Source organism: Steroidobacteraceae bacterium, from assembly GCA_041395505.1.
In the GTDB taxonomy this organism is placed as follows: domain Bacteria; phylum Pseudomonadota; class Gammaproteobacteria; order Steroidobacterales; family Steroidobacteraceae; genus JAWLAG01.
The window spans coordinates 390,709-415,794 of sequence record JAWLAG010000001.1 but is presented as its reverse complement, the minus strand read 5'-3'; the positions used below and the strand labels follow the sequence as shown (position 1 = coordinate 415,794).

23 protein-coding genes and 1 tRNA gene are annotated in these 25,086 nt (G+C 65.4%); 21 read left to right on the top strand and 3 right to left on the bottom strand.

Annotated features, from left to right (window positions below; genetic code table 11):
- The first annotated feature begins 25 nt into the window (after positions 1–25).
- The 15 genes from R3E77_01925 (at position 26) to R3E77_01855 (ending at position 18,371) form a co-directional block, all read left to right on the top strand.
- Complete coding sequence (locus R3E77_01925; GenBank protein ID MEZ5498167.1) at positions 26–1,783, top strand: BamA/TamA family outer membrane protein; 1,758 nt, start codon at positions 26–28, stop codon at positions 1,781–1,783.
- Positions 1,783–5,517, top strand: coding sequence for a translocation/assembly module TamB domain-containing protein (locus R3E77_01920; GenBank protein ID MEZ5498166.1), 3,735 nt, complete (start codon positions 1,783–1,785; stop codon positions 5,515–5,517). Before R3E77_01925 ends, R3E77_01920 begins: the two co-directional genes overlap by 1 nt.
- A gap of 73 nt (positions 5,518–5,590) precedes the next feature.
- Positions 5,591–6,043: a hypothetical protein gene (locus R3E77_01915; protein ID MEZ5498165.1), complete on the top strand. Its 453-nt coding sequence runs from the start codon at positions 5,591–5,593 to the stop codon at positions 6,041–6,043.
- Positions 6,044–6,045: 2 nt separating this feature from the next.
- Positions 6,046–7,254: an argininosuccinate synthase gene (gene argG / locus R3E77_01910; protein ID MEZ5498164.1), complete on the top strand. Its 1,209-nt coding sequence runs from the start codon at positions 6,046–6,048 to the stop codon at positions 7,252–7,254.
- A gap of 24 nt (positions 7,255–7,278) precedes the next feature.
- Positions 7,279–8,355 (top strand): hypothetical protein, encoded by a 1,077-nt coding sequence (locus R3E77_01905; protein ID MEZ5498163.1) that lies wholly within the window; start codon positions 7,279–7,281, stop codon positions 8,353–8,355.
- Positions 8,352–9,425, top strand: coding sequence for an N-acetyl-gamma-glutamyl-phosphate reductase (gene argC / locus R3E77_01900; protein ID MEZ5498162.1), 1,074 nt, complete (start codon positions 8,352–8,354; stop codon positions 9,423–9,425). The genes R3E77_01905 and argC overlap by 4 nt, the downstream gene beginning before the upstream one ends.
- Positions 9,426–9,430: 5 nt before the next feature.
- Positions 9,431–10,591, top strand: coding sequence for an aminotransferase class III-fold pyridoxal phosphate-dependent enzyme (locus R3E77_01895; GenBank protein MEZ5498161.1), 1,161 nt, complete (start codon positions 9,431–9,433; stop codon positions 10,589–10,591).
- On the top strand, positions 10,591–11,610 hold the full coding sequence (locus R3E77_01890) for an N-acetylornithine carbamoyltransferase (protein MEZ5498160.1): 1,020 nt from the start codon (positions 10,591–10,593) through the stop codon (positions 11,608–11,610). The genes R3E77_01895 and R3E77_01890 overlap by 1 nt, the downstream gene beginning before the upstream one ends.
- 22 nt (positions 11,611–11,632) lie before the next feature.
- Positions 11,633–12,571, top strand: a complete 939-nt coding sequence (gene argB / locus R3E77_01885; protein ID MEZ5498159.1) for an acetylglutamate kinase — start codon at positions 11,633–11,635, stop codon at positions 12,569–12,571.
- Positions 12,572–12,575: 4 nt separating this feature from the next.
- Positions 12,576–13,769: an argininosuccinate lyase gene (gene argH, locus R3E77_01880; protein MEZ5498158.1), complete on the top strand. Its 1,194-nt coding sequence runs from the start codon at positions 12,576–12,578 to the stop codon at positions 13,767–13,769.
- A 5-nt stretch (positions 13,770–13,774) separates the two neighbouring features.
- Positions 13,775–14,197, top strand: coding sequence for a hotdog fold thioesterase (locus R3E77_01875; protein MEZ5498157.1), 423 nt, complete (start codon positions 13,775–13,777; stop codon positions 14,195–14,197).
- A gap of 14 nt (positions 14,198–14,211) precedes the next feature.
- The gene (locus R3E77_01870) at positions 14,212–14,637 is read left to right on the top strand and encodes a hypothetical protein (GenBank protein MEZ5498156.1); all 426 of its coding nucleotides are present in this window, start codon (positions 14,212–14,214) and stop codon (positions 14,635–14,637) included.
- The gene (locus tag R3E77_01865; GenBank protein ID MEZ5498155.1) at positions 14,627–14,860 is read left to right on the top strand and encodes a lipoprotein; all 234 of its coding nucleotides are present in this window, start codon (positions 14,627–14,629) and stop codon (positions 14,858–14,860) included. The genes R3E77_01870 and R3E77_01865 overlap by 11 nt, the downstream gene beginning before the upstream one ends.
- Positions 14,861–14,870: 10 nt before the next feature.
- Complete coding sequence (gene polA / locus R3E77_01860; protein MEZ5498154.1) at positions 14,871–17,630, top strand: DNA polymerase I; 2,760 nt, start codon at positions 14,871–14,873, stop codon at positions 17,628–17,630.
- 201 nt (positions 17,631–17,831) lie between these two features.
- Positions 17,832–18,371 (top strand): porin family protein, encoded by a 540-nt coding sequence (locus tag R3E77_01855; GenBank protein MEZ5498153.1) that lies wholly within the window; start codon positions 17,832–17,834, stop codon positions 18,369–18,371.
- 187 nt (positions 18,372–18,558) lie between these two features.
- On the opposite strand, the gene yihA is transcribed toward R3E77_01855, so the two are convergent.
- A complete protein-coding gene (yihA, locus tag R3E77_01850; protein ID MEZ5498152.1) occupies positions 18,559–19,167 on the bottom strand; it encodes a ribosome biogenesis GTP-binding protein YihA/YsxC in 609 nt (202 codons plus the stop codon).
- 85 nt (positions 19,168–19,252) lie between these two features.
- Here yihA and R3E77_01845 point away from each other — a divergent pair, with 85 nt between their 5' ends.
- The 5 genes from R3E77_01845 (at position 19,253) to R3E77_01825 (ending at position 22,534) form a co-directional block, all read left to right on the top strand.
- Positions 19,253–19,888, top strand: a complete 636-nt coding sequence (locus R3E77_01845) for a c-type cytochrome (protein ID MEZ5498151.1) — start codon at positions 19,253–19,255, stop codon at positions 19,886–19,888.
- A 39-nt stretch (positions 19,889–19,927) separates the two neighbouring features.
- Positions 19,928–20,803, top strand: a complete 876-nt coding sequence (locus R3E77_01840) for a thiol:disulfide interchange protein DsbA/DsbL (protein MEZ5498150.1) — start codon at positions 19,928–19,930, stop codon at positions 20,801–20,803.
- 54 nt (positions 20,804–20,857) lie between these two features.
- Positions 20,858–21,829: a magnesium transporter CorA family protein gene (locus tag R3E77_01835; protein ID MEZ5498149.1), complete on the top strand. Its 972-nt coding sequence runs from the start codon at positions 20,858–20,860 to the stop codon at positions 21,827–21,829.
- Between the two features lie 51 nt (positions 21,830–21,880).
- Positions 21,881–21,957: transfer RNA gene (locus tag R3E77_01830), tRNA-Arg, on the top strand.
- Positions 21,958–22,018: 61 nt separating this feature from the next.
- Positions 22,019–22,534, top strand: a complete 516-nt coding sequence (locus tag R3E77_01825; protein MEZ5498148.1) for a c-type cytochrome — start codon at positions 22,019–22,021, stop codon at positions 22,532–22,534.
- On the opposite strand, the gene R3E77_01820 is transcribed toward R3E77_01825, so the two are convergent.
- Positions 22,494–24,068 carry a YifB family Mg chelatase-like AAA ATPase gene (locus tag R3E77_01820; GenBank protein MEZ5498147.1) on the bottom strand — a complete coding sequence of 525 codons (1,575 nt, stop codon included), beginning with the start codon at positions 24,066–24,068 and terminating at the stop codon, positions 22,494–22,496. The genes R3E77_01825 and R3E77_01820 overlap by 41 nt on opposite strands.
- A gap of 47 nt (positions 24,069–24,115) precedes the next feature.
- Complete coding sequence (locus R3E77_01815) at positions 24,116–24,370, bottom strand: accessory factor UbiK family protein (GenBank protein ID MEZ5498146.1); 255 nt, start codon at positions 24,368–24,370, stop codon at positions 24,116–24,118.
- A 224-nt stretch (positions 24,371–24,594) separates the two neighbouring features.
- Between R3E77_01815 and R3E77_01810 the strand changes: the two genes are divergently transcribed.
- Positions 24,595–25,071: a DUF4124 domain-containing protein gene (locus R3E77_01810; GenBank protein ID MEZ5498145.1), complete on the top strand. Its 477-nt coding sequence runs from the start codon at positions 24,595–24,597 to the stop codon at positions 25,069–25,071.
- Positions 25,072–25,086 lie beyond the last annotated feature (15 nt).

Here is a 25,086-nt window from a genome sequence, read left to right as displayed (position 1 = left end):
GCTACCTCGTCATATCCCAGGTCTGTTGCGAAGACTGGGCGCCGTACTCCTGGCGCTCGGCCTGCCCGGGCTGCCCGCATTCGCCGACGTCGACATCGGCATCGAGGGCGTGACCGCCGAGCAGCGCGAGAACATCATGGTGTTCCTCAGCCTCGAGCGCTATCGGCAGCGTGATGACCTCACCGAGAACCTGATCGAGAGCCTGCACGATCGAATCGAGGGCGAAGTCGCGAGCGCGTTGCGGCCCTTCGGCTATTACGCACCGCGTGTGACGTCGACCGTGCAGCCCGCCGGGAACGGCGATTGGCGCGCGCGCATCCTCGTGCAGCCCGGCGAGCCGGTGCGCGTCGATGAATTCTCGCTGACGGTCAGCGGCGCGGGCAGCAACGACCCGATTTTCCAGAGTATCGTCGTCGCGGCACCCATCCGCCGTGGGGATCGACTGCAACACGCGCTCTACGAGCAGGTCAAAGGCGACCTGCAGCGCGCCGCCGCGACCTACGGCTATCTCGATGCGCGCATGCTGCGCTCCGAACTGTTGGTCGATCCGCCGCGGCTCAGCGCGCGAATCATCCTCGCCTTCGAGACCGGACAGCGCTATCACTTTGGCGAGACGCGCATCGAACAGGGCAGCATTGCCGATGAGCTCATGCGCCGCTTCGTGCGGTTCTCGGCTGGCGAGCCCTACGATGCAACGCAATTGCTGCGCACCCAGTTCGCGCTCGATGACAGCGAGTATTTCTCCGAGGTCGAAGTGCTGCCGGCCGAACGCGACAGCGAAACACTCGCCGTGCCGGTCGATATCCGCACCAAGCCGAACCGGCGCAATCGCTTCTCATACGGTGTTGGCTATGGCAGTGATACGCGCGGCCGCGGCCGTTTCACCTGGGAGAATCGTCGCGTCAATCGCGAAGGCCATCGGCTGGCGGCCGACATCAAGGCGGCCTCCGTGTCGCAGTCGATCGATGCGCGCTATGCGATTCCGATCGGCGATCCGGCGCTCGAGAAGATCGGATTCGACCTCGAGGCAGCGCGGCAGGAACTCGGCAGCCTGATCACACGCGAAGTCGCATTCACGCCCAGCATCACCCACGTGCGCGGCCGCTGGCAACGGGTGCTGTTCGCGGCGCTGAAGCGCACGACGACCGAATCGCTGGGCGTCAGCGCAACGGACGACCTGTTGATTCCCGGCATCAGCTTTGGCCTGCTGCCGCGCGGCTATCTCGGCGAGGCGCTGTTCTCGCGCGAGCTTTACGCGGAACTTCGCGGATCGCATAGCGCCTTCGGATCGGACGCGGACTTCCTGCAGGTGCATGTGCAGGCCGAACGTGTTTTCGACCTGTCGCGGCGTTGGCATCTGCTGCTGCGTGGCGAAGTCGGCGCGACGGCAGTTGCGGGATTCAGCGAACTGCCTGGCACGGAGCGCTTCTTCGCAGGCGGCGACCGCAGCGTCCGCGGATTCGGCTTCAACGATCTGTCGCCGGTGAACGAACTCGGCGAGAAAGTCGGCGGACGGCACCTGCTCACGGGCAGCGTCGAAGTCATCCGCGACCTGCCGCGCAACCTCGGCTTCGCGACCTTCTTCGACTTTGGCAATGCCTTCAACAAGTTTGGCGACCCCCTCGCCTATTCGGCGGGCGTCGGTATACGCTGGCGATTGCCGGTCGTCACCATCGGAATCGACATTGCGCAGCCACTGTCAACGCGGCCCGACCCGAACGATCCGACGCGAGAAGTCCGCGGCGGCCCGCGTTTCCATCTGAACTTCTCGCCAAAACTCTGATGCGCCGCGCCATCCTGGTTGCCATTGGCATCTCGATTCTGGCGATCGTGGCATTGCCGGTTGCGGCCGTGTGGTACCTGTACAGTACCGAGAGCGGACTGCGTTTCATCGTCGCTCGCCTGCCGCACAGGATGGGGCGCGCCGAAGTCACGATCGAAAACGCAAGCGGCACGCTGCGCGACGGCGTCCGGATCGAACATTTCCTGTTGCTGCACGAGCGGGTGCGAATCGATGCGAGGAACCTCGAGGGCCGCCTGCGCTTCCTGCCCATCTGGCTGCAGACGCTGTCGGTGGACGATGCGAGCATCGGCAAACTCGGAATCGATGTATACCCGCGCAGCTCCCCGCCAAGCGACTGGACACCGCGTTTCCTGCCCCCGTTTCTGCGCATTGACGTCAATGGGGCCAGGGTCGGCGCAGCACGCCTGACCACCACCACCGGGCGCAGCTACGACGTATCCGGATTGAGTGCGGCCGGGGCCGTGCGCCATCGCGACATTCGCATTCATGACGCGGCAATGGACTACCAGAACGCCCACGTCACGGCCGTGGGTGAGCTGCACGCGGCGCAGCCGCTCGAGCTCGCAGGGGATCTGCGCATCCTGTTCCATCTCGACGGCCAGCCTGACTGGGTCAGCAACGCAAGCATTGGCGGCAATCTCGACCGAATCGACATCGATGCCACGCTCGCCGAACCATTTCGCAGCACCTTCCATGGCGCGGCCCACGACCTCACGCAGGGTTGGCACTGGGACGGGCGCGCGCTGGTGCACGATTTCTCGCTCACACCATGGCAGATCGCCGGCCCGCTCGGCGTCGTGACCGGCGAATTGCAACTCGACGGTGATGCCGATGGCATACGCGCTGCCGGCCCGCTCACTCCACACGGACTCGATGCGGGACCTTTCAGCGTAACCTTCAACGGCAACTACGCGGCGGGTGTGGTGAATGCCGAGCGCATCACGGTGCGGCACCAGGGTTCGCGCGCCTACGCGGAAGCGAGCGGCACGATTGGCATCGAAAGCAATGGCCCGCGGCTCGACCTCACTGGCGCCTGGAGTGACTTTCGGTGGCCGTTGCCACTCACCGAGGAGCGGGGATTCGCGAGCCGGGCAGGACAGTTTTCGCTGCACGGCATCTGGCCGTATGCACTGCAATCGAACGGCGAACTGGAGAGCGACCTGGCAGCGAGCTCGCCTTTCGAAATGAGCGGCGAACTCGATCGCGGCGAGCTGCGCATCCGGTCGGGAACACTCGCTGTGCTCGATGGCAAAGCGAGCCTGCGCGGTGAACTTGTCTGGGATGCACCTGAGCGCTGGCAACTGCAGGGCCGCGCCGAAGGAATCAATCCGGCCAGCCTCCGCCAGGCGCTCACGGGATCGGCCAGTTTCAACTATGCGGTCAGCGGCGATGCGCTCGGCGGCGACAGCAACCTCGATCTGCGTATCGGCGAGCTGGGCGGTACGCTGCGCGGCAAACGCCTGAGCGGCGGCGGCCGTCTGCTGCGCCAGCGCGACGTCTGGAGCTTCGAGAAGGTCCGGATGGCGGCAGGTTCGACGCGCGTCGAACTCGATGGCAGTCTCGGCGCCCATGGCAAGCTGCGCTTTGGTCTCGAAACCGAGGATCTCGCGCTGCTTGCCGACGGTAGTCGCGGCCATCTCAAGGCGAACGGCACCATCGATGGCAATCCTCAGGCGCTCGTATGGAATTTCGCTGCGAGCGGCAACGGCATTCGCCATGAAGGTATCGCTGTCGACAAGTTCACCGCTACGGTCGCTATCGATTCACGAAGCGGCGCGAACCAGTCCGCAGACATCGACGTGACCAACCTCGCCTTTCGCGACCGTGTCATCGAGCGCCTGGCCATCACGGTCTCGGGGCCGGCCGACGCGCATCGCATCGAACTCGCCGCGCGCGCCACCAATGCGCACGCACTCGCACTCGCGCAGGGGAGATTTGCGGCCGGATCGGATCGCTGGAGCGGGACGGTGTCGGCATTCAGCATCGACAACGACGAGGATCTGCACCTGGTGCAGGATGGCCCGGGCGAGTGGTTGATCGCACCCGAGCGCAAGAGTCTCGACGGCCTGTGCCTCAAAGGCGAGTCGGCGAGGCTATGCGTCACGGCCGAGTCGCGCCCGGACGGCTGGAGTGCCGAGGTCAGCGCACGCGACCTGCCGATGAGCGCGTTGACGGCCGGGCAGCGCAAGCGGGTGAGCTACGACGGCACCGTCAACGTCGTTGCCCGCGGCTTTGGCGCAAGTGGCGCGCTGGCGCGCGGCACCCTGCGCAGCGAACTGAATGGCGCAAAGCTGATGCACCGCCGCGCCAACGGTCGCGTTGACACGACGACTCTCGGATCGGGTGAGCTCGACATCGACCTCGACGCCGACGGACTGCATGGCAAGGTCGATCTGGATGCCGAGCAGGTCGGTGAAATCAACGGCAGCTTTACTGCCGCCCGTCAGGGTTCGCAGCTATCAGGATGGCCATTGCGCGGCGATCTCATCCTGCGCACCCGCGAGCTCGGTTTCGTGAGCGCCTACGTGCCCGAGGTCGATCGTGTGCGTGGTCAGCTCGATGCCGAACTCGTGGTCGGCGGCACGCTCGGCGCGCCGTCCGTCAATGGCGTGTTGAAGCTCGCCAACGGCGCCATCGATCTCTACCAGATCAACCTGTCGCTGCACGATGCCGCGCTCGAGGCGCGGCTGATCGACAACCGGCTCAGCTTCAGCGGCAAACTCAAGGCGGGCGATGGCAGCCTCGAGACCAGCGGCGATCTGCTCTGGAGCGGCGGCATCCCGAAAGGCAATCTGCAACTGCGCGGCAATGACCTGCTGCTGGTCGATGTACCCGAGGCGCGCATCATCGCCTCGCCGAATCTCGACTTCGCGGTCGATGGACGCAGCATCGATGTCAAGGGCGAGGTACTGGTGCCGCGGGCGCGCATTGCGCCAGCCGATCTTACCGGCGCGGTATTGCCCTCGAGCGATGAGCGTATCGTCAGCGAATCCAAAACCAGTGCCGACGATGGCATCGCCGTTGCGACAGCCATCCGGCTCAAGCTCGGCGACGACGTGAGTGTCGATACCTACGGCCTGTCAGGACGTATCACCGGCAGCATCGATTTGCGAAGCCAGAGCGATGGCGTGACACGCGCCAACGGCGAATTGAGTGTCATCGAAGGCAAGTATGTCGCGCTGGGCCGCAGGCTCGACATCGAGCGCGGCCGCCTGCTGTTCACCGGTGGCCTGCTTGCCGATCCGGGCGTGGAGATTCGCGCCGTGAAGCGCTTTCCCGATGCCGTCGCCGGCGTCAATGTGCGCGGCCGCCTCGCCCAGCCGCGCATGACGTTTTTCTCCGAGCCATCACTGCCGCAATCGCAGGTCGTATCCCTGCTCCTTGCCGGCGGTTCGATCGAGTCGGCGCAGGATTCCACCAGCGCCAACGCGACGCGCAGCCAGCTGCTGGCCCAGGGCGGCGCCATCATTGCGCAGCAGTTTGGCAGCAAGCTCGGCATCGAGGACGTCGCCATCGAGCAGAATCTTGCCAACGAAACTGCGCTGGTGCTCGGGAAGTACCTCTCGCCGCGCCTCTACGTGAGCTATGGCATCAGCCTCACCCAGGCGCTCAACACGATCAAGATGCGCTACACGCTCGGCGACCGGTGGACACTGCGCAGCGAGGCAGGCGAAGAGCGCAGCGCGGAACTGGTCTACACCATCGAAAAATAGCCGCGGCAGCGCTTGACAGCGCCTGCATAAATATGCAGACTTTGAGAATATTTATGCATACGCGGATTGCGCAATGCCTACGGACCAGCAACAGTCAGCTCGACGCGATGCCCTGCTCGCCATCCTCGCGCGCCATGCGGTACGGCGCCAGGAACAGCTGGTCGCGCTGCTCGAGGCCGAGGGTTTCGCCGCGACGCAGTCCTCGGTCAGCCGCGATCTGCGCGACCTCGGCGTCATCAAGGTACGTGGCCGCTATGTCGCGCCCGGCACTACGGTGGCGCCGGTCCGCGAAAGTTTCGGAAGCCTGCGCCAATTTGTGCGCGCGGCGCAGCCCGCCGGCCCCACGCTGACCGTGCTGCGCACCACCGTGGGCGCCGCGCAGAGCGTCGCGGTTGCCATCGACCGCGCCGCCTGGCCCGAAGTGGTCGGCACGCTCTCGGGCGACGACACCATCTTCATCGCCACTCCCAACCATCGTGCGCAGCACAGCCTGCTCGAGAGACTGCGCGAACAGTTCCGGATCTGACCATGACCCAACCCATCGTGCTCGCCTACTCGGGCGGCCTCGACACATCGTTTCTCATTCCCTGGCTCGCCGAGCAGCACCAGCGGCCCATCGTCGCCGTGACCGTGGACACCGGCGGCATCGACGCCGAAGCGGCGGCGATGCTCGAGCGGCGCGCGCTCGCGCTCGGCGCGAGCAGCTATGAACGGATCGATGCGCGCAGCGCATATTTCGAGCAGGTGCTTAAGTTCCTGATCATGGGCAACGTGCGCCGCGGCCAGCTCTACCCGCTGTGCGTCGGTGCCGAGCGCGTGATGCAGGCGCAAACCATCGCGCAGGCGGCACGCCGACTTGGCACCAACACCATCGCGCACGGCTGCACGGCAGCGGGCAACGACCAGGTACGCTTCGAAGTCGCGCTGCGCACGCTGGCGAGCGACCTGACCGTGCTCGCGCCCGTGCGCGATCACGCCTTCAAGCGCCAGGACGAACTCGAATTCCTGCAGTCACGAAAACTCCCGGTTCCGCCGCATGGCGCCGCCTATTCCATCAACCGCGGTTTGTGGGGCGTGACCATCGGCGGCAAGGAGACACTCGGCTCGAGCGAGTGCATTCCCGAATCCGCCTGGGTGTTGAGTCGCAGTGCTTTCGAGCGACCGGTCGCGCCGGTCGAGCATCGCATCGGTTTCAACGCCGGCATTCCCTGTGCGCTCGACGGCAAGGCGCTCGATCCCGTGACCCTGATCGAAGCCGTCGAGGAGGTCGGCGCGCGTTACGGCATCGGCCGCGGCGTCCACCTTGGCGACACCATCATCGGAACCAAGGGCCGCGTCGCCTTCGAAGCGCCTGCCGCCGAGACCCTGATCGTCGCGCATCGCGAACTCGAGAAGCTCGTCCTGACGGGTCGTCAGCAGCGCATCAAGGAAGTGCTCGCCCTCTCCTACGGCGACTGGGTACACGAAGGCCAGTTGCTCGATCCGGTCTGCCGCGACATCGAGGCGGCTTTCCTCTCATCGCAGGCCCGTGTCACCGGTACCGTGCGCGTGCGCTTTCAGGCCGGAAGCGCCTTCATTGCCGGCGTGGAATCGCCCTATTCGCTGATGGCGGCATCGCGCGGCGTCTACGGCGAAGCTGCCGGCGAGTGGAGCGCGCAGGATGCGCTTGGTTTTTCCAAGATCGTCTCGCTCCCCGGCATGTTTCATCACCGTGCCGGGCACAAGTCCGGCGGCTGATCGTCACCCCCTGGAGAGTCACACATGCGTACCGTCGTTGTCGACAAGGTTGCTTCGGTCACCCAGTCCTGTGGACTAGGGCACGAATTGCGTATTGCTGACGAAATTCCCGCCGAGGAAGGCGTGGTCATCGTTGTCGAGGTACTCACCAACAAGGCCAATTACAACACGCTCGAACTGACCAGCGGTCGCATGGCGAAGCTCGGCAAAGGTGATGTCGTCGCGGGCGCACTCGGTCATCGACGTGCCTTGTTTGGCTATTCGGGACACATCCCGAAGAGCGTCAAGCCGGGCGATGTGCTGCAGATGCTCAACATCGGCGGTGTCCTCGGTGTCTGCGATTCGATCAACCCCGAGAAAGGACGGCCCTTCGACTGCCGCGTTCTCGGCGTGGTGCTGCAGTTTCCATATCTCGGCGAGCGCATCGGCGTGCCGGCGCGCGTCGGCTATCGCCAGCTCGACGCAGCCGCGACGCTTGACACCGGCGGTGTACCCGTCGTGGCGCTGGCCGGCACCTGCATGGAAGCGGGCAAGACCGCAGCCGCCTGCGCGATGGTAAGCCGCATGCGCCATCGCTCACTCACCATCGATGCGTTCAAGGCAACCGGCGTATCGTTGCGCCGCGATATCCTTGCCATGGAGGATGCCGGCGCGCGCAACAGCATGATCTTCACCGACCTCGGCATCGTGACGACCACACGAGCGAACGGTCCGGCGCTCACCCGCACCATGCTCTCTGAACTTGCCAGCGGCAAACCCGATGTCATCGTGTTCGAACTCGGTGACGGCATCCTCGGCACCTACGGCGTCGACTCCATACTCGACTGCCCGGACATACGCAATTCGCTCACGGCCGTGGTGCTGTCGGCCAACGACCCGGTCGCCGCCTGGGGCGGTGTCAAACTGTTGCGCGAACGCTTCGAGATCGAACCCTGCGCGGTGACGGGACCTGCGACCGACAACGCCGTCGGTGTCGAAATCATCGAAGAGCAGACCCGGGTGCGTGCGATCAATGCCATCACCAACGGCGCGGACCTTGGCGATCACGTCATCGCGACAGTTGGACTCGCCGAGCGCTTTCCCGTGGCGGCGGTCGCTTGAACACATTGACCGACAGGGCGGCAACGGTTCCGGCCATCGTGCTCGGCGGTACCGGCTATGTCGCCGGTGAACTGCTGCGGCTGCTGTGCGGACACCCGCGGCTTCGCATCGCGGCGGTGATGTCAGACAGCCAGCCGGGCGAGCCGGTCGCAGGCGCCTTCCCGCATCTCGCGCCGGTGCTTGCGGATCTGCGCTTCTCGAGCGAGGCAGACATTGCGGCGTTGCTCACGCGACTGCCCGCAGCTGCGATGTTCGGCGCAGCGCCACATGGCGTATCGGCAGCGCTCATTGACCGCCTGCTAGGCGCCGCCGAAGGCGGCGGTTGCGCGCTGCGCGTGGTCGACATCTCTGCCGACTTTCGCTACGCGGATCCCGGTGCCTACGAAGCCGTCTACAAACATCCGCACGGCGCACCGGCACGCCTCGGGCAATTCACCTGTGCCGTGCCCGAGCATCTGCCGCGACTTGTCACGTCGCACGTTGGTCATCCCGGCTGCTTCGCAACCGCCATCCTGCTTGCGAGCGTGCCCCTGCTTGCCCGCAATCTCATCGAGCCGCAGTTGTTCGTCGCCGGCATCACCGGCAGTACGGGCTCGGGACGCAAGCCAACCGAAGGCACGCATCATCCACTGCGTCACGGCGACCTCTACAGCTACAACGCGCTCGGCCACCGCCATGCGCCGGAAGTCGCAGCCTGCGCACTCGCGGCGAGTGGTGTCGCAGCGCAATTCGCCTTCGTGCCGCATTCGGGTCCTTTTGCGCGCGGCATCCATGTCACCGTGCAGGCGCGACTGCGCGGCGATGACGCCGATGTCCTCGAGCAACTGCGCGACTACTACGCGCGCTCGCCGTTTGTGCGGGTAACGGAGACTGCGCCGCGCCTGAAGAATGTCGTTGCGAGCAACTATGCGCAGCTTTCGGCAACCGCGACCAGCGGTACCGTAGCGGTGACCTGCGCGATCGACAACCTGACCAAAGGCGCGGCGGGCGGCGCCGTGCAGTGGATGAACCGCATGCTCGGCTTCGAGGAGCGCAGCGGCCTCGCGGCGCCAGCACCAGGGTGGACCTGAAGGCCATGAACAGCAACGCCACAGCACCTGCCGCGACGCACGATCATCTCGCGAAGGTATTCGCGCAATACCCGATCGAGGTCACGCATGCCGAGGGCGTGTGGCTGCATGCGCGGGATGGCCGGCGCGTGCTCGACCTCTACGGCGGACATGCGGTTGCGGCTCTCGGTTATGCGCATCCGCGCTGGAGCCGCTCGCTCGCCGAGCAGGCCGCCGCCTGCAACTTCCAGAGCAACGCCGTCGCCATGTCGGTGCGCAGCCAGGCCGCTGATCGACTGGTGCAGTTCGCCGGCCTGCCCTTTGCAAGCGTGTTTCTCGTCAACTCCGGCGCCGAGGCCAACGAAAATGCACTGAAGATGGCATTGCGCATGAGCGGGCGAAGCGAAATCGTGGCGTTCACGCAGAGCTTTCACGGGCGCACCGCAGCCGCGGGCGCCGTCACGCATGGCGCGGCGGACAAATGGTATGGCTTCCCGCGCACGCCCTTCGACGTGCGCTTCCTGCCGCGACGCGACCACGCGGCACTTGCCACCGGCATCACTGCCGCAACGGCCGCCGTGATCATCGAGCCGGTGCAGGGCGTCGGTGGCGCGTTCGACATGGGGCGCGAATTCCTCGCCGCACTACGGGCGCGTTGCGACGCGGTCGGCGCGCAGCTGATTTTCGATGAAGTGCAGTGCGGCATGGGTCGTTGTGGCACGCCATTCGCCGCCAATCTCTACGGCGTCATGCCCGACATGCTGACCACCGCCAAGGCACTCGGTAACGGCTTTCCCTGCGCGGCTCTCCTGATGAGCGCGAAAGTCGACGCGGCGGTCAAGCTCGACTCACTTGGCACCACCTTCGGTGGCGGGCCGATGGCAGCGGCGGCGATCATTGCCGTTATCGATGCCATCGAAAAGGAAAACCTGCTCGAGAACGTGCGCGGGATATCGGCGCTGATCCGCAAGCGCTGCCTCACGGGTCCGGTGACTGGTTTCCAGGGAGAGGGGTTTTTGCTTGGCCTGAAGCTCAACCGGGCCGCCAGGGAGGTGCAGGCAGGATTGCTCAGCGACGGCATACTCACGGGCACGAGCGGCGATCCCGCTGTTTTGCGCCTGCTGCCGCCCTATATCCTCGCTGCCGAACATGTCGAGCAGCTCGCCGCAGCACTGGCTCGTTATTGATGGACGCGAACCGCATGCTCAAGTTCCTGCACCTGAACCAGTTCGAACGCGACGCGATCCTCGATCTCGTCGCGCTCGCGACGCGACTCGAGGCCAAACCCGAACCGCGCGCGCTCGCCGGTCGCATTCTCGGACTCGTGTTCATGAATCCGTCGCTGCGCACCCTCGCCTCGATGCAGGCAGGAATGGCACGCCTCGGCGGATCGTCTTTCGTGATCACACCCGGCCAGGGCAGCTGGCAACTGGAAACGCGGCTTGGTACCGTGATGAATGGGGTTGCCGCCGAGCACATCCGCGAGGGCCTGCCGGTGCTTGCTTCGTATTGCGACGTGCTTGGCATACGCTCCTTCGCCGATGGCAAGGATCTCGAGGCCGACCTCGCGGACCAGAAGTTCCGCGCAATGGCAGAGCTCATCGACAGGCCGCTCATCAACCTCGAGTCGGCCATCAGCCACCCCTGCCAGTCGCTGGCCGACTGGAAGACCCTCGAAGACCTGCGGATCGCGCCACACGCGCGCTTCGTCCTGAGCTGGGTCTATCACCCGCGCGCGCTGCCGCTGGCCGTGCCCGCATCGACGCTGCACATGGCTGCCATGCGCGGCATGGACGTCGTCGTGCTGCGCCCCGCTGGCTACGAGTTGCCGCGCGCGCTGATGGACGCCGCGTCGGCGGCCGCGCGTGCAAGCGGTGGTTCGGTGAGCGAGACCGACGATCGCGCGAGCGCCATGCGTGGCGCCCAGGTGCTCTACGCCAAGGAATGGGGCGCACCGTCGGTATACGGGAACATCGAACAGGAAAAGGCATTGCGCGGCGAACTCCTCGACTGGTGTGTCGATGAGTCCTGGTTCGCGACCGCCGCCCGCGACTGCAAATTGATGCACTGCCTGCCGGTCAGACGCAATGTTGCGGTCGCCGATGCGGTGCTCGATAGTGCGCGCAGCGTGGTGCTGCGCGAGGCCTACAATCGCCTGCCGGCGCAGATGGCTGTGCTGCACCGGCTGCTCAGTCACAGTCCTTGACCGCTCTGGAGTTGGCGCGACCATGATCATGCATCGAAACGATCAGGCATTGGCAATTCGCTCGCTGCGCAGTGCCGCACCGTACATACGCCTGTACAAAGGCAGGACGTTCGTGATCAAGGCGGGCGGTGGCGCATTCGCCGACATCGCAACGACTCGCGCGCTCATCGAGCAGATCGCTATCCTGCATTACTTCGGCGTGCGCGTCATATTCGTACACGGCGGCGGACCGCAAACGACCGAGATCGGCAACAAGCTCGGCATCGCGAGCGAAATGATCGAAGGCCGGCGGGTCACCGACCAGGCGTCGATCGACGTGACGGCCATGGTGCTGAACGGGCTGATCAGCACCCGCGTACTCGCGATCTGCCGCGAGCTCGAAATCGACGCGGTGGCGGTGAGCGGGGTAAGCGCCGGCCTCGTGCGTGCGCATCGACGTCCGCCGGTGCGCGTGCGATCGCTCGGTGACAAGCTCGTGGACTACGGTCTGGTCGGTGATATCGACCGCGTCGATGTCGATGTACTCAGAAAACTCCTCGACAACGGCCTGATGCCGGTCGTGAGCCCGTTGTCCGCCGATGACAAGGGACAACTCCTCAACATCAATGCCGACACGGTTGCGGCGGCCATCGGCAGCGCGCTCGGCGCCGAGAAACTCATCCTGTGCACCGGCGCGCCAGGCATCCTCGAGCGCCTGAGCGACCCCTCGAGTGTCATCTCCTACATCGACGTGGCCGGGCTGGCGAAGCTGCGCGATGACGGCAACATCGCCGACGGCATGCTGCCGAAGGCACGGGCGATCGAGAGCGCGATCAATGGCGGCGTCAAGCGCGTACATGTGATCGCCTACAAATCACCCGAGGGCATACTGTCGGAAGTGTTCACCAATGAGGGCACGGGTACGATGATCGTCGCCGACGTCAAGGGTCTGTCCGCGGCGGAAGCGCAGCCGGGTCAGTGATGCCATGACACGCCTTTGGGACAAGGGCAAGCCGCTCGACGCCAGGGTGCTCGCCTACACGGCCGGCGAGGATCATCTGCTCGATGCGCGGCTGGTTGCGCACGATGTGCGCGCATCGATTGCGCACGCGCGCATGCTGGCCGGCGCAGATCTCGTCAGCGCCGACGATTGCGAAGCCATCTGCAGCGCCCTTGCCGAGATCGGTGCGGCGCACCAGCGCGGCGAGTGGCAGATCGGCATCGAGGATGAGGACTGCCACACGGCGCTCGAGCGGCGGTTGACCGCACGCATCGGTGCTGCCGGGGCGCGGGTGCATCTCGGCCGTTCGCGCAATGACCAGGTGCTCACGGCCCTGCGCCTGTACATGCGCGAGGAAGTCGCCGCGCTCGCCGGAGAAACCCGGGCGCTGAGCGCTGCCTTGCGCGCGCTCGCGGCGCGCCAGGGCGACATCGTGCTGCCGGGCTACACGCATATGCAGCAGGCCATGCCGAGCAGCGTCGCGCTGTGGAGCGGTGGCTTTGCGAGTGAACTCGACGATGACGCCGCCGGGATCGAAGCGGTGCTGCGCCGCATCGAGCGCAGCCCGCTCGGCTCCGCCGCGGGCTATGGCGCGGCCGGTCTGCCGATCGATCGCGAGGCCACGCGCGCGGCCCTTGGATTCACAACGGTGCACGAGCCGGTGACGGCCGTACAACTCTCGCGCGGCAAGGCCGAGGCGCAGCTGTTGTTCGAAGCAAGCCTGCTCATGACCGATCTCGGTCGCCTCGCGCAGGATGTGCTGCTCTTCTACACGCAGGAGTTCGCGTTCATTACCTTGGGCGATGCGTTCACCACCGGCTCATCGATCATGCCGCAGAAGCGCAACCCGGATCTGTTCGAACTGATTCGCGGCAACACCGCGGTCGCGCAGGCCTGCCTGGTCGAGGTGCTCGGCATCATCGGCAAACTTTCCTCCGGCTATCAGCGCGATCTGCAGCTGCTGAAGCGACCGCTGTTTCGTGGTATCGATCTCGCACGCGCCACGCTCGATGTGCTGCCCGCAGCGATCGAATCGATCCGCTTTCAGGCGCAGAACATTCACCTCGATCCGGGTATTCATGCCGCGGCCGAGGCCTATCGGCTGGTCCTCGATGAGGGCATACCGTTTCGCGAGGCCTATCGCCGTGTTGCGGCAGGCCAGACGGGCAAAGCGAAGTAACTCGCATGGCCATCTGGCAACAGACGCTGACCCCCGCCGAACTCACGGCGCTCAACGAGGGGCGACTGGCCGGCATCATGGGTATCCGCTTCACGGAAGTGGGCGATGATTACCTTGTCGCGACCATGCCCGTGCGCCGCGAAAATACCCAGCCTTACGGTGTGCTGCACGGCGGCGCGTCGGTGGTACTCGCCGAAACCATCGCAAGCGTGGGCGCGCAGCTCGCCGTCGACTCATCGCTCAAGGTCTGCTTCGGGCAGGAGATCAACGCCAATCACCTGCGCAAGGTAGACCGCGGTATCGTCACCGCCACGGCGCGGCCCTGGCATCTCGGACGCAGCAGCCACGTCTGGCACGTGCAGATCGCGGATGCAGAGGGCCGACTCAGCTGCATATCGCGCGTTACCATGGCGATCGTCGACCGTTAGCGTATAGTGCGGGCATGAGTACCGCCGATGACACGACGCCGGCGACACCGGCACTCGATCCCTCCCTGGTCAGCTACACCCACATCATCTACGCCCTGCATGCGCTCGGCGTCGTGATTGGCATCACCACCTCCGCAACGGTGATCGGCAGCTTCCTGGTGGGATTGCCCTCGATCATTGCCGTCATCATGAACTATGCGCGCCGCGCGGCGGTGAGTGGCACCTTCCTCGAGTCGCATTTTCGCTGGCAGATACGCACCTTCTGGTTCGCGCTGCTGTGGTCGGTACTGAACGGCATCGTCAATTTCGTGCTGGCGTTCGTGCTGATCGGCTTTGTCACGTTCTTCATCGGCCTCGCAGTCATCGGCCTTTGGGTCATCTATCGGGTTTTGCGTGGCTGGCTCGCATTGCGCGACGCGCGCCCGATGTATGCGTCCTGAACGCGCTGCGATCGTACTCGTGGTTGCGCTGGCCGGCTGTGGCCAGAAAGGCCCGCTCTACCTGCCCGAGCCCGCAGGCGAAGTCATCACCCGGCCGATGAGCGCAACGCCCGCGCAGGAGGCCCCGCCGGCCGAAGCCGCGCCGGCACCGGGCGATGCCGAGGCTACGCAGCCGCAACGCGACGATGGCGCGAACAAGGACGACAACGCCGGACCAGGCTGAGCGGCCCGCCATGACCGACGCTTCCTACGACCTGGTGCTGATCGACGGCTCGTCCTACCTGTATCGCGCCTTTCACGCACTGCCGCCATTGACGTCCTCGCAGGGCGAGCCGACCGGCGCGGTATTCGGCGTTCTCAACATGCTGCAGCGTTTTCTCGCTGACTACCAACCGCGCCGTATCGCGGTCGTCTTCGATGCGCCGGGCAAAACCTTTCGCGACGACATCTTCGCCGCCTACAAGGCACATCGACCGCCGATGCCGGATGACCTGCGCGCCCAGATCGAACCATTGCTGCAGGCGATCGCAGCGCAGGGATTGCCGTTGTTGCGCATCGGTGGCGTCGAGGCGGACGACGTCATCGGCACGCTGGCCCGGCGTGCTGCCGCAAGCGGGCAGAAGATCCTCATCTCGACCGGCGACAAGGACATGGCGCAGCTGGTCGATGAGCACGTCACCCTGATCAACACCATGAGCAACACCGTGCTCGATCGCGCTGGCGTCAAGGCCAAGTTCGACGTCTGGCCCGAGCAGATCATCGACTACCTGGCGCTGGTCGGCGATACCTCGGACAACATTCCGGGCATCCCGAAGGTGGGTCCCAAGACGGCGGCGAAATGGCTCGCTCAATACCACACGCTCGATGCCATCGTCGAACACGCCGCGGAGATTACGGGCAAAGTGGGCGAGAACCTGCGCGCGGGTCTCGACACATTGGCGCTCTCGCGCGAGCTCGCGCGCATCCGCACCGATCTTGATCTCACCGAGGATGCCGCTTCACTCGAACGCGGCACGGCGGATGTCCCGAAACTGCGCGCGCTGTATACGCGGCTCGAGCTGCGCTCCCTGTTGCGCCAGCTCGATGGCGCGGGCGCGGCGAGCGAGGTGGCCGCGGCGGCCGGCGCCATGAGCGCAGCGCCAGCCAGCGCGACGCCCGTCGTCAAGCCCGACGCACCGCAGGAGATCGACTATCAGACCATCCTCTCGGCGAGCGAACTCGACCATTGGATCGCCCGGTTGCAGGGCGCCGGGCTCGTGGCCTTCGATACCGAGACGACGAGCCTCGATTACATGCAGGCGCGTATCGTTGGACTGTCGGTTGCAATCGAGCCGGGACAGGCAGCCTATCTGCCTCTTGCCCACGATTACCCAGGTGCACCGCCGCAACTCGATCGCGAGCAGACGCTCGCAAAACTCAAGCCATTGCTCGAGGATGAGCGGCTGCGCAAGGTCGGTCATCACCTCAAGTACGACGCACACGTGCTTGCGAACCACGGTATTGCGTTGCGTGGCATGGCGTTCGACACCATGCTCGAGTCCTATGTCTGGAACAGCGTCGCGACCCGGCACGACATGGATTCGGTGGCCGCGCACTACCTCGGCGTGACCACGATTCACTATGAGGACGTTGCCGGCAAGGGCGCCAAGCAGATTGGATTCAACCAGGTCGATATCGATACCGCCGCCCGATACGCGGCGGAGGATGCCGACATCACGCTGCGCCTGCATCGGCAGCTTTGGCCGCAGCTCGAGAGCCTGCCGCGCGTCCGCGATCTGTATCTCGAGATCGAGCAGCCGCTGGTGCCCGTCTTGCTCGCCATGGAGCACCGCGGCGTACTCATCGATGCCGACATGCTGCGCCGCCAGAGCAGCGAAATCGCCAAGCGCCTCGTGGAAATCGAACACGCGGCGCACGCGGAAGCCGGCCAGCCTTTCAATCTCGATTCGCCAAAGCAGCTGCAGCACATCCTCTTCGAGAAGCACAACCTGCCGGTGCTGCGCAAAACACCGAAGGGCCAGCCATCGACAGCCGAGGACGTGCTCGAGGAACTCGCCGGCGACTACGCGCTGCCGCGGCTCATTCTCGAGTATCGCGGACTCGCGAAACTTCGCTCCACCTACACCGAGAAGCTGCCGCTGCAGGTCAATCCGGACACCGGCCGCGTCCACACGTCCTACCACCAGGCCGTTGCCCAGACCGGGCGCCTGTCATCGACCGATCCGAACCTGCAGAACATTCCGATCCGCACACCGGAGGGCCGGCGCATACGCCAGGCCTTCGTCGCGCCGCCGGGGCGGGTGTTGCTCGCGGCCGATTACTCGCAGATCGAATTGCGCATCATGGCGCATCTGTCTCGCGATCCGGGCCTGACGCGGGCATTCGCGGAGGATCGCGACGTCCATCAGGCAACCGCGGCGGAAGTCTTCGGCGTGGCGCCCGAACAGGTGAGTGCCGAGCAACGCCGCTCTGCCAAGGCGATCAACTTCGGTCTGATCTACGGCATGTCGGCATTCGGTCTCGCGCGCCAGCTCGGCATCGAACGCAGTGCCGCGCAACAATACGTCGACCTTTATTTCGATCGCTACCCGGGCGTCAAACGCTACATGGACGAAACGCGCGAGCAGGCGCGCGAGCAGGGTTTCGTGGAGACGGTATTCGGCCGACGGCTCTATCTGCCCGACATCCGCTCGCGTAACCGCGCCATGCAACAATACGCCGAGCGCAGCGCCATCAACGCACCCATGCAGGGCACAGCCGCCGACATCATCAAGCGCTCGATGATCGCGGTCGACCGGTGGATCAACGAGCACTGCGCCGCTCATGCAGCGCTCATCATGCAGGTGCACGACGAGCTGGTGCTCGAAGTCGAGCAGGCACAGCTCGAGCGCGTGAGCGCGGCGGTCACCGCGGCCATGAGTGGCGCGGCCCAGCTTGCGGTGCCACTGAAGGTCGACGTCGGCACTGGCGCGAACTGGGACGAGGCGCACTAGCGGCGCGCTCCCGTGGCGGCATCGCGCTCGCCCGCGAAACTGAACCACCGATGAACCACGACTGCAATTGCAGTCCATTGCGCGGCGACGTTCCGTGTTGCGCGGTGCGCAATCGTCTCCCTCCGGCGACAGCGTGCATGGTTCATGGAACCAATCGCGCCTTTGCTGGCCTACTGGCCATCAGGACCTGGAGGAAACACCATGCAACGTATTGCCCTCGCAACACTCTCACTTCTCGCTGGCGCTGCGCCGGCACTGGTGAATGCAGCGGACAACGGCTTCTATCTCGGCGCTGGCATCACACAGTCGAAGCTCGACGGCACGCTCGATCAATTCGACTTCAAGGACACGAGCTACAAAATCATCGCCGGCATGCGCTTGCTCGATAGCTTCGGTGTCGAAGCGAGCTACATGGACCTTGGATCGGACGCCGTGAATTTTGGCAGCTTCGGGCTGTCGGCGGATGCACGCGCAGTCGCGGCCTTTGCCGTCGCCTATCTGCCCTTGCCGATTGTGGACCTCTATGCCAAAGGCGGCCTTGCGCGCTGGGAAACCAAGCTCGCCACGAGCGGCGTCACCGTCACGAACCTTGATGACAACGGCACGGACTTCGCCTGGGGCCTGGGCGGGCAGTTGCATTTCGGCAGCCTCGCGGCACGGCTCGAGTACGAGTCCTTCGACGTCAAGAACACCAACGGAGCCGACCTCGTGAGCGTCTCGCTGCTCTACACCTTTCTGTAGCGCCCACGCGACAGGCGGCGGATCAACCCATTGATATCAATTAATATTTTTTGACACTTCAATTGGAACTCGGCGCCGGTCCGCGCATCTAACTTGCTGAGCACCTCGTGTGCTCCCCGCTTCCCTCCCTGAGCGGGCAAGGCCCGGTTCACGAGACCTGTGCCGGGTAAACTTGGGCCCCGGGGGTTCACACCTCCGGGGCTTTCTTTTGGGTGGCGCGCGAACACATCATCGCAAGCGCCGCACGTGCCTCGTCGAGACCCTGGCGCTTCAGCGCAGAGAACAGACTCACCGTCGCGCGATCGCCGAGCTGCCGCTCGGCTGCCCGCAGGGCACTGGCCGCGGCGCCGCGCGACAACTTGTCGCTCTTGCCAAGGAGCACATGCACTGCGCGCCGCAGCGGATCGGCATACTCGATCATGCCGAGATCCGCGTCGGCGAGGCCACGGCGTGCATCGACGATCAGCATCATCCCGACCAGTGAGCGGCGTTCGCGCAGACGCGCCGCGAGCTCGTTCCAACGGCCGATTTCCTCGTGCGCGCCAGCGGCATATCCGTAGCCGGGCAGATCCACGATACGCAGACCCGGTTCGAACTCGAAGAAATTGAACAGCCGCGTCTGCCCGGGCGTCTTGCCGGTGCGCGCGAGCGAGCGACGTGCGCTGATGGCATTCAGGGCGCTCGACTTGCCGGCATTGGAGCGCCCGGCGAGCGCAATCTCGGCGCCCACGTCAGGCGGGAATTGCCGGGCTGCGGCGGCACTGGTCAGGAATCGGGCATGCGGGTACTGGCTCACTGGCGACTCGTGCGGACGGGCTGGCCCTGGCAGCCCCTAGTGTACAATTCGGCGCTTGCCTCAAGTTTTGCATCCAGGGAGTCCCATGCAACGCTCGTCCGTTTCGCTGCTTGTGTTGTTGGCGCTGGCCGCGGCCTCGCCCGTCATGGCCGATGGCTCGGCCGAAGCCGGTGCCGCGAAGGCCGCGACCTGTGTCGCCTGCCATGGCCTGAACGGCAACAGTGTCAATCCCGACTGGCCCAACCTGGCCGGCCAGAACGCCTCCTACATCCGCGAGCAGTTGCACCTGTTTCGCGGCGGCCAACGTTACGAACCGAACATGGCACCGCAGGCCGCCGCATTGTCCGACCAGGACATCGACGACCTGGCCGCCTATTACTCCGCGCTCGCTCCCCAGGGGCTCGAGGCGGACCCTTCCTACTGGAAGGCCGGTGAGCAGCTCTACCGCTCGGGCAATCCGGGCAAAGGGGTGCCGGCCTGTGTTGCCTGTCACGGTCCGGTTGGCCGCGGCAATCCCGGGGCTGGATATCCGGCACTTCGGGCCCAGTACGCTGTCTACACCGTCAAGCAGCTCCGGGCGTATGCCGCGAACGCGCGTTATGTCGATCAGAATGGCGAAAGCCATCAAAGCCGCAATGGCGCCATGATGAACACCATTGCCGCGGCGATGACCGCCGAAGACATCCGCGACGTCGCTTCATACATCCAGGGCATGCGCTAAACCGGCATCCGCCGTCAACTGGTGAAGGAATCGCGTACGATGAGCTACCGTATAGTGCTGACGGCCATTGCCGTACTGCTCACCACCTACTCCGTATCCTCGTGCGGTCGCAATACCGAGCAGGCCGCCACGGCACCAGCCGCCGCGGGTAGCAGCGAAGCCCCGCCGGAGAGCGCCGCTGCGGCACCCGCCGAACCGGCGAACACAGCCGGCAGCGCCGAGACGAGCGCCGCTGCAGCCGTTGAGGAAACCACGGGCGAGGAGCAGACCGCCGATTCGGCGCCGCTCGCAGCCTTGACCGCGCCCGCCGCAAAGGATCGCCTGCCGAACGGACGCTGGAAGGCCGGTGTCAATTACCAGCCGATCAGTCCGGCGCAACCGACCATGGCCGCACCCGGCAAGGTCGAAGTGCTGGAAGTGTTCTGGTACGGCTGCAGCCACTGCTATGCGCTCGACCCTTTCCTCGAGAACTGGAAGGCGAAAAGCAAGCCCTCGTATGTCGAGTTCACGCGCGTACCGGTCATCTGGGGCCCGGCGCATCGCGCCCATGCGCGCCTCTTCTATGCACTGAAGGCGCTCGGCAAGCTCGATGAACTCCATGGCAAGGTGTTCGATGCCATCCATCGCCAGGGCAACAGCCTGCTGGGCAACAACGAGGCCGACAGCGTCGATGTGCAGGCGAAGTTTCTCGCCGGCCTCGGTGTCGACCCCAAAGCGTTCCGCGATGCGGCGAACTCATTCGCTGTCAATACCGAGCTGCAGCGCGCCGACCAGGTCACGCGTCGCTTCAGCGTCACAGGCGTCCCGGACATCATCGTCAACGGCAAGTACAAGACCGATGTCGGCATGGCAGGCGGTCATGCCGAACTGCTGACACTGCTGAACGATCTGGCAGCGGCAGAAAAACAGCGCTGAGCCGGTAAGCTTTACGGACAATCTGGCAGCCAATCGCTCGCAGCCGGGTGCCCGGTGCTGAGCGTCTACACGGGCGGCCACCACGGCATCAGCCGCGAAGCCGACGTCGCGAGCGCCATCTCGCAACACCGCGCGGTATGGATCGATCTGCTCGAGCCCACGAGCGAGGACGAAACGCTGGTCGAGAATGGCCTCGGCATCGATGTGCCGACGCGCGAAGAGATGCGCGAGATCGAACCCTCCAGCCGCTTCTACGACGAAAACGGCGCGCTCTACATGACGGCGACCCTGGTCACGCGTCTTGACGAAGACCTGCCCGAAGCCGCGCAGGTTACCTTCATACTCGGCAACGGCTTTCTGGTCACGAACCGCTACGTCGATCCGCTGCCGTTCCGGCGCTTCGCCGCGCAGCTCGAGCGCGGTGCAAGCGGCATCAATACCTCGGGCAGCGTATTCGCAGCCCTGATGGAAGCGATCGTCAACCGCATCGCCGATGTGATCGAGCGCGCCGCCAGCGATCTCGATGGCATCAGCAAGGAAATCTTTGCGGCGAGCGACGGGCGCAGGGTTCGCCCCGACTACGAAGACGTGCTGGCGCGTGTCGGCCAGAGCGGCGAGCTCATCTCGAAGGCAAGGGAAAGCCTGGGGAGTCTCGGGCGCCTGCTCGTGTTCGCGCAACAGAACTCGCTCGTGCCGCTGCCGCAGGATGTGCTGTCGCGCCTGCGCGTGGTGAGCCGCGACGTCAGCCAGATGGCGGACCACGCCGGCTTCCTTGGCAACAAGCTCGCGTTCATCCTCGACGCTACACTTGGGATGATCAACTTCGATCAGAACAACATCCTCAAGATCTTCTCGGTGGCAACCGTGGTCCTCCTGCCACCCTCGGTAATCGGCGCAATTTTCGGCATGAATTTCGCGCACCTGCCCTGGTCGCAGACGCACTGGGGCTTCGGCATGACTTTAGGGATCATGGCCGTCTCGGCTATCCTGCCGGTCATCTATTTCAAGCGCCGCGGCTGGCTCTAGGGCAACGGCCTGTAACCGGATCACGCGCGCTCGGGTAGAATTGCCGCCCCCGCGCCCGTAGCTCAGCTGGATAGAGTACTGCCCTCCGAAGGCAGGGGTCACTGGTTCGAATCCAGTCGGGCGCGCCATATTGGTATAATGTGTGGCTGGGGCGTGGGCCCTTCACAAACGGCTGAATGGCGGCATACCGTGAGCAAGCAGGACTCGCAGTTTTTCAATATCTTCAGTGCGGTCATCGCGATGTTGGTGACCATCATGTTCGTCATCTGGGGCATCGCGCGTGCGGTCGGCGCCAATCGCCAGGGCCAGCAGGTGCTCACCGATCCGGTCTACCTTGCCGAGGTTGCTGCGCGCATCAAGCCACCCGTCGGTATTGCCGTTGCCGGACAGGACAATTCCGCACTCAAGATCGAAGCGCCGAGCGCAGGCGCGGCGCCCTCCGCGCCCAAGCTCGAAACGCCCGAACAGGTCTATGACGCGGCTTGCAGCACCTGCCATGCGCAGGGCATCGGCGGCGCGCCCAAGGTGGGCGACCGTGCTGCCTGGGCACCGCGGCTCGCGCAGGGCAATGCCACGCTCTACAAGCATGCCCTCGAAGGCTTTACCGGCTCGGCCGGCGTCATGCCCGCCAAGGGCGGCCGCGTCGATCTGTCGGACGACCTGATCAAGGCGACTGTCGACTTTCTGGCGGGGAAGGCGCGCTAGCGGCGTCGGTTCCACCCTCCGCCTGCGCTGGCAGAAAAGCCCGGCGCAGTTGCAGTGCCGCGGCAATATGTGCGGCAGCGAGCACGTTCTCGCCGGCCAGATCGGCAACGCTGCGCGCAACACGCAGGATGCGATGAAGGCTTCGCGCCGAGTAGCGCAGCTTGGCCCGGCTGCGTCGCAGCAACTGCAGGCAGTCGCGACCGAGCGGCGCATGTTCGGCTAGCTGCGTCACGTCGAGCGCCGCATTGAGACATCCCTGGCGGTGCCACTGCAGCTCGCGCGCGTTCTTGATCTGCTCGCGCAGGCTCGAGTCCGGTGTGCTTGGCGTTGCGTTCGTCTGGAAGAGCTCGTCGTCCACCGGCACCTGAACCCAGACCGACATGTCGATCCGATCGAGCAGGGGCCCGGACAGGCGGGCGGCGTAGCGGGCAAGCTGCGCCGCCGAACATCGACAGCGTCGCTGGGTATCGCCGTGATAGCCACAGGGACAGGGATTCATCGCGGCGATCAGCTGGAATCGTGCCGGATAGACTGCCCTGAGTGCGGCGCGGGCGATGCTCACCGTGCCGCGCTCGAGCGGCTCGCGCAGCGCCTCGAGTACGCGGCGGTCGAACTCCGGCAGTTCATCGAGGAAGAGCACGCCATGGTGCGCGAGACTGATCTCGCCCGGCAGCGCACGCGGTCCACCACCGACGATGGCGCTCGCCGAAGCGCTATGGTGCGGATTGCGAAATGGCCGGCCGCGGCCGGCGGGCGGCTCGAGGCCCGCGACGGAATTGATGAGCGCGACTTCGCGCGCTTCGCCCTCGCCGAGTGCCGGGAGCAGGACGGGCAGGCGCTCGGCGAGCATGCTCTTGCCAGCGCCCGGCGCGCCACACAGCAGCAGGCTGTGGCCGCCCGTCGCGGCGATCAGCAGTGCTTGCTTGGCGATGGCCTGGCCGCGAACATCGGCGAGACTCACTGTTGCAGACGGTCCGGGAGGCGTCGATTGCGCATCGGCCAGCGCGACCTGCAACGCATCGTTCGCGCCTGCGACAAAGCGGCAAACGGCGATTAGATCGCAAGCGCCATGCGCCACGGCGCAATCGAAGCGGGCGATTTCGCGCGCATTGGCGAGCGGCGTCACCAGCCGCCGACCGGCATCGCGTGCCTGCAGGGCGGTCGGCAACAGCCCGCGTACCGCACGCAATTCGCCATTGAGGGACAGCTCGCCATAGAACTCGCAGTCGTCGACGCCCTGCGCCTCGAGCTGCCCGGAAGCGAGCAGCACACCGAGCGCGATGGGCAGGTCGAAGCGCCCGCCTTCCTTGGGCAGATCCGCCGGTGCCAGATTGACGGTGATGCGGCCGGCGGGAAATTCGAAGCCACTGCTTGCGATGGCGGAGCGCACCCGCTCCTTGCTCTCCTTGACCGCGGTGGCCGCCAGGCCGACGATCGAAAACGACGGCAGTCCGCTGCCGATGTGGGTCTCGACCTGCACCGGCGGTGCGGCAAGGCCCACCTGCGCGCGGCAATTGAGCGTCGCGATGGCCATCGCTCAGGCGCAATCACCGCGCGCCGTGCAGCGGCGCTTAGTGCGACTCAGTCCTTGGCGCGCTCCTGCATGCGTGCCTCGAGTTCTGCAAGTCGCGCGCTCAGGGTTTCGAGCTTTTCCCGGGTGCGCGCCAGCACCTTGCTCTGCGCTTCGAATTCGTCGCGGGCGACCAGGTCGAGGCGGCCGAGATTGGCGCGCAATACGGATTTGAAATTCTGCTCGATGTCGGATTGCAGGTCGCGCAAGGCAGGCGGCAGCGACTCGATGAGTCGTCGCGCCAGTTCGTCGATGCCTGGCTTCATCTGCGCTGTCTCCTCCTGCGGCCACGGCAAGGAGCCTAAATGCCCCGCGCGCCACCGCTTTGTACCTAATCTGCCGAGTATAGTGCGAAATGGCGCACACTCTGCCGCGCGGTCTCGCAACGAGCATTTAACAGCTGGCATAATGGCAACAGTTCGCAGCCGGGATCGGATGGCTGTGACTTGGCACCACGGGTTACGGGGCAATTCGGGTGATACTTCCGCGCATGATCAAGCCGCGTTCGCTAATGCTTGCAGCCGCGCTGTGCGTTGCACTGCCGCTATCGGCCGTGCATGCTGAAATCTACCGTTGGGTGGACGACAGCGGCCGCGTGCACTACAGCGATCGTCCCGTCGAGGGCGCCGAGCTGGTCCAGGGGTCGAGCCTCAAGCGCCGCGACCCGGAAGTCGCCGCCGCGCGCAATGCCGCCAATCGCGGCGCACTCACCGAAACGGCCGGCCAGATCGGCGGCCAGTTGCAGGAGCGCCAGACCCAGCAGACCGTGCAGGCCGACCTCGCCCGCACGCGTGCCGAACAGTGCAAACAGGCGCGTGAGCGCTACGAGAAGTCCCTTCAGGCCCGGCGCATCTACCGCACGCTGGCCGATGGCCAGAAGCAGTTCCTGAGCGACGCCGAGGCCGACAAGGTCCGCCTTCAGGCGAAAGCCGACGTCGACAGCCTCTGCGCGCAATCGCGCAAGTAGCCGCCTGCCAGTGCC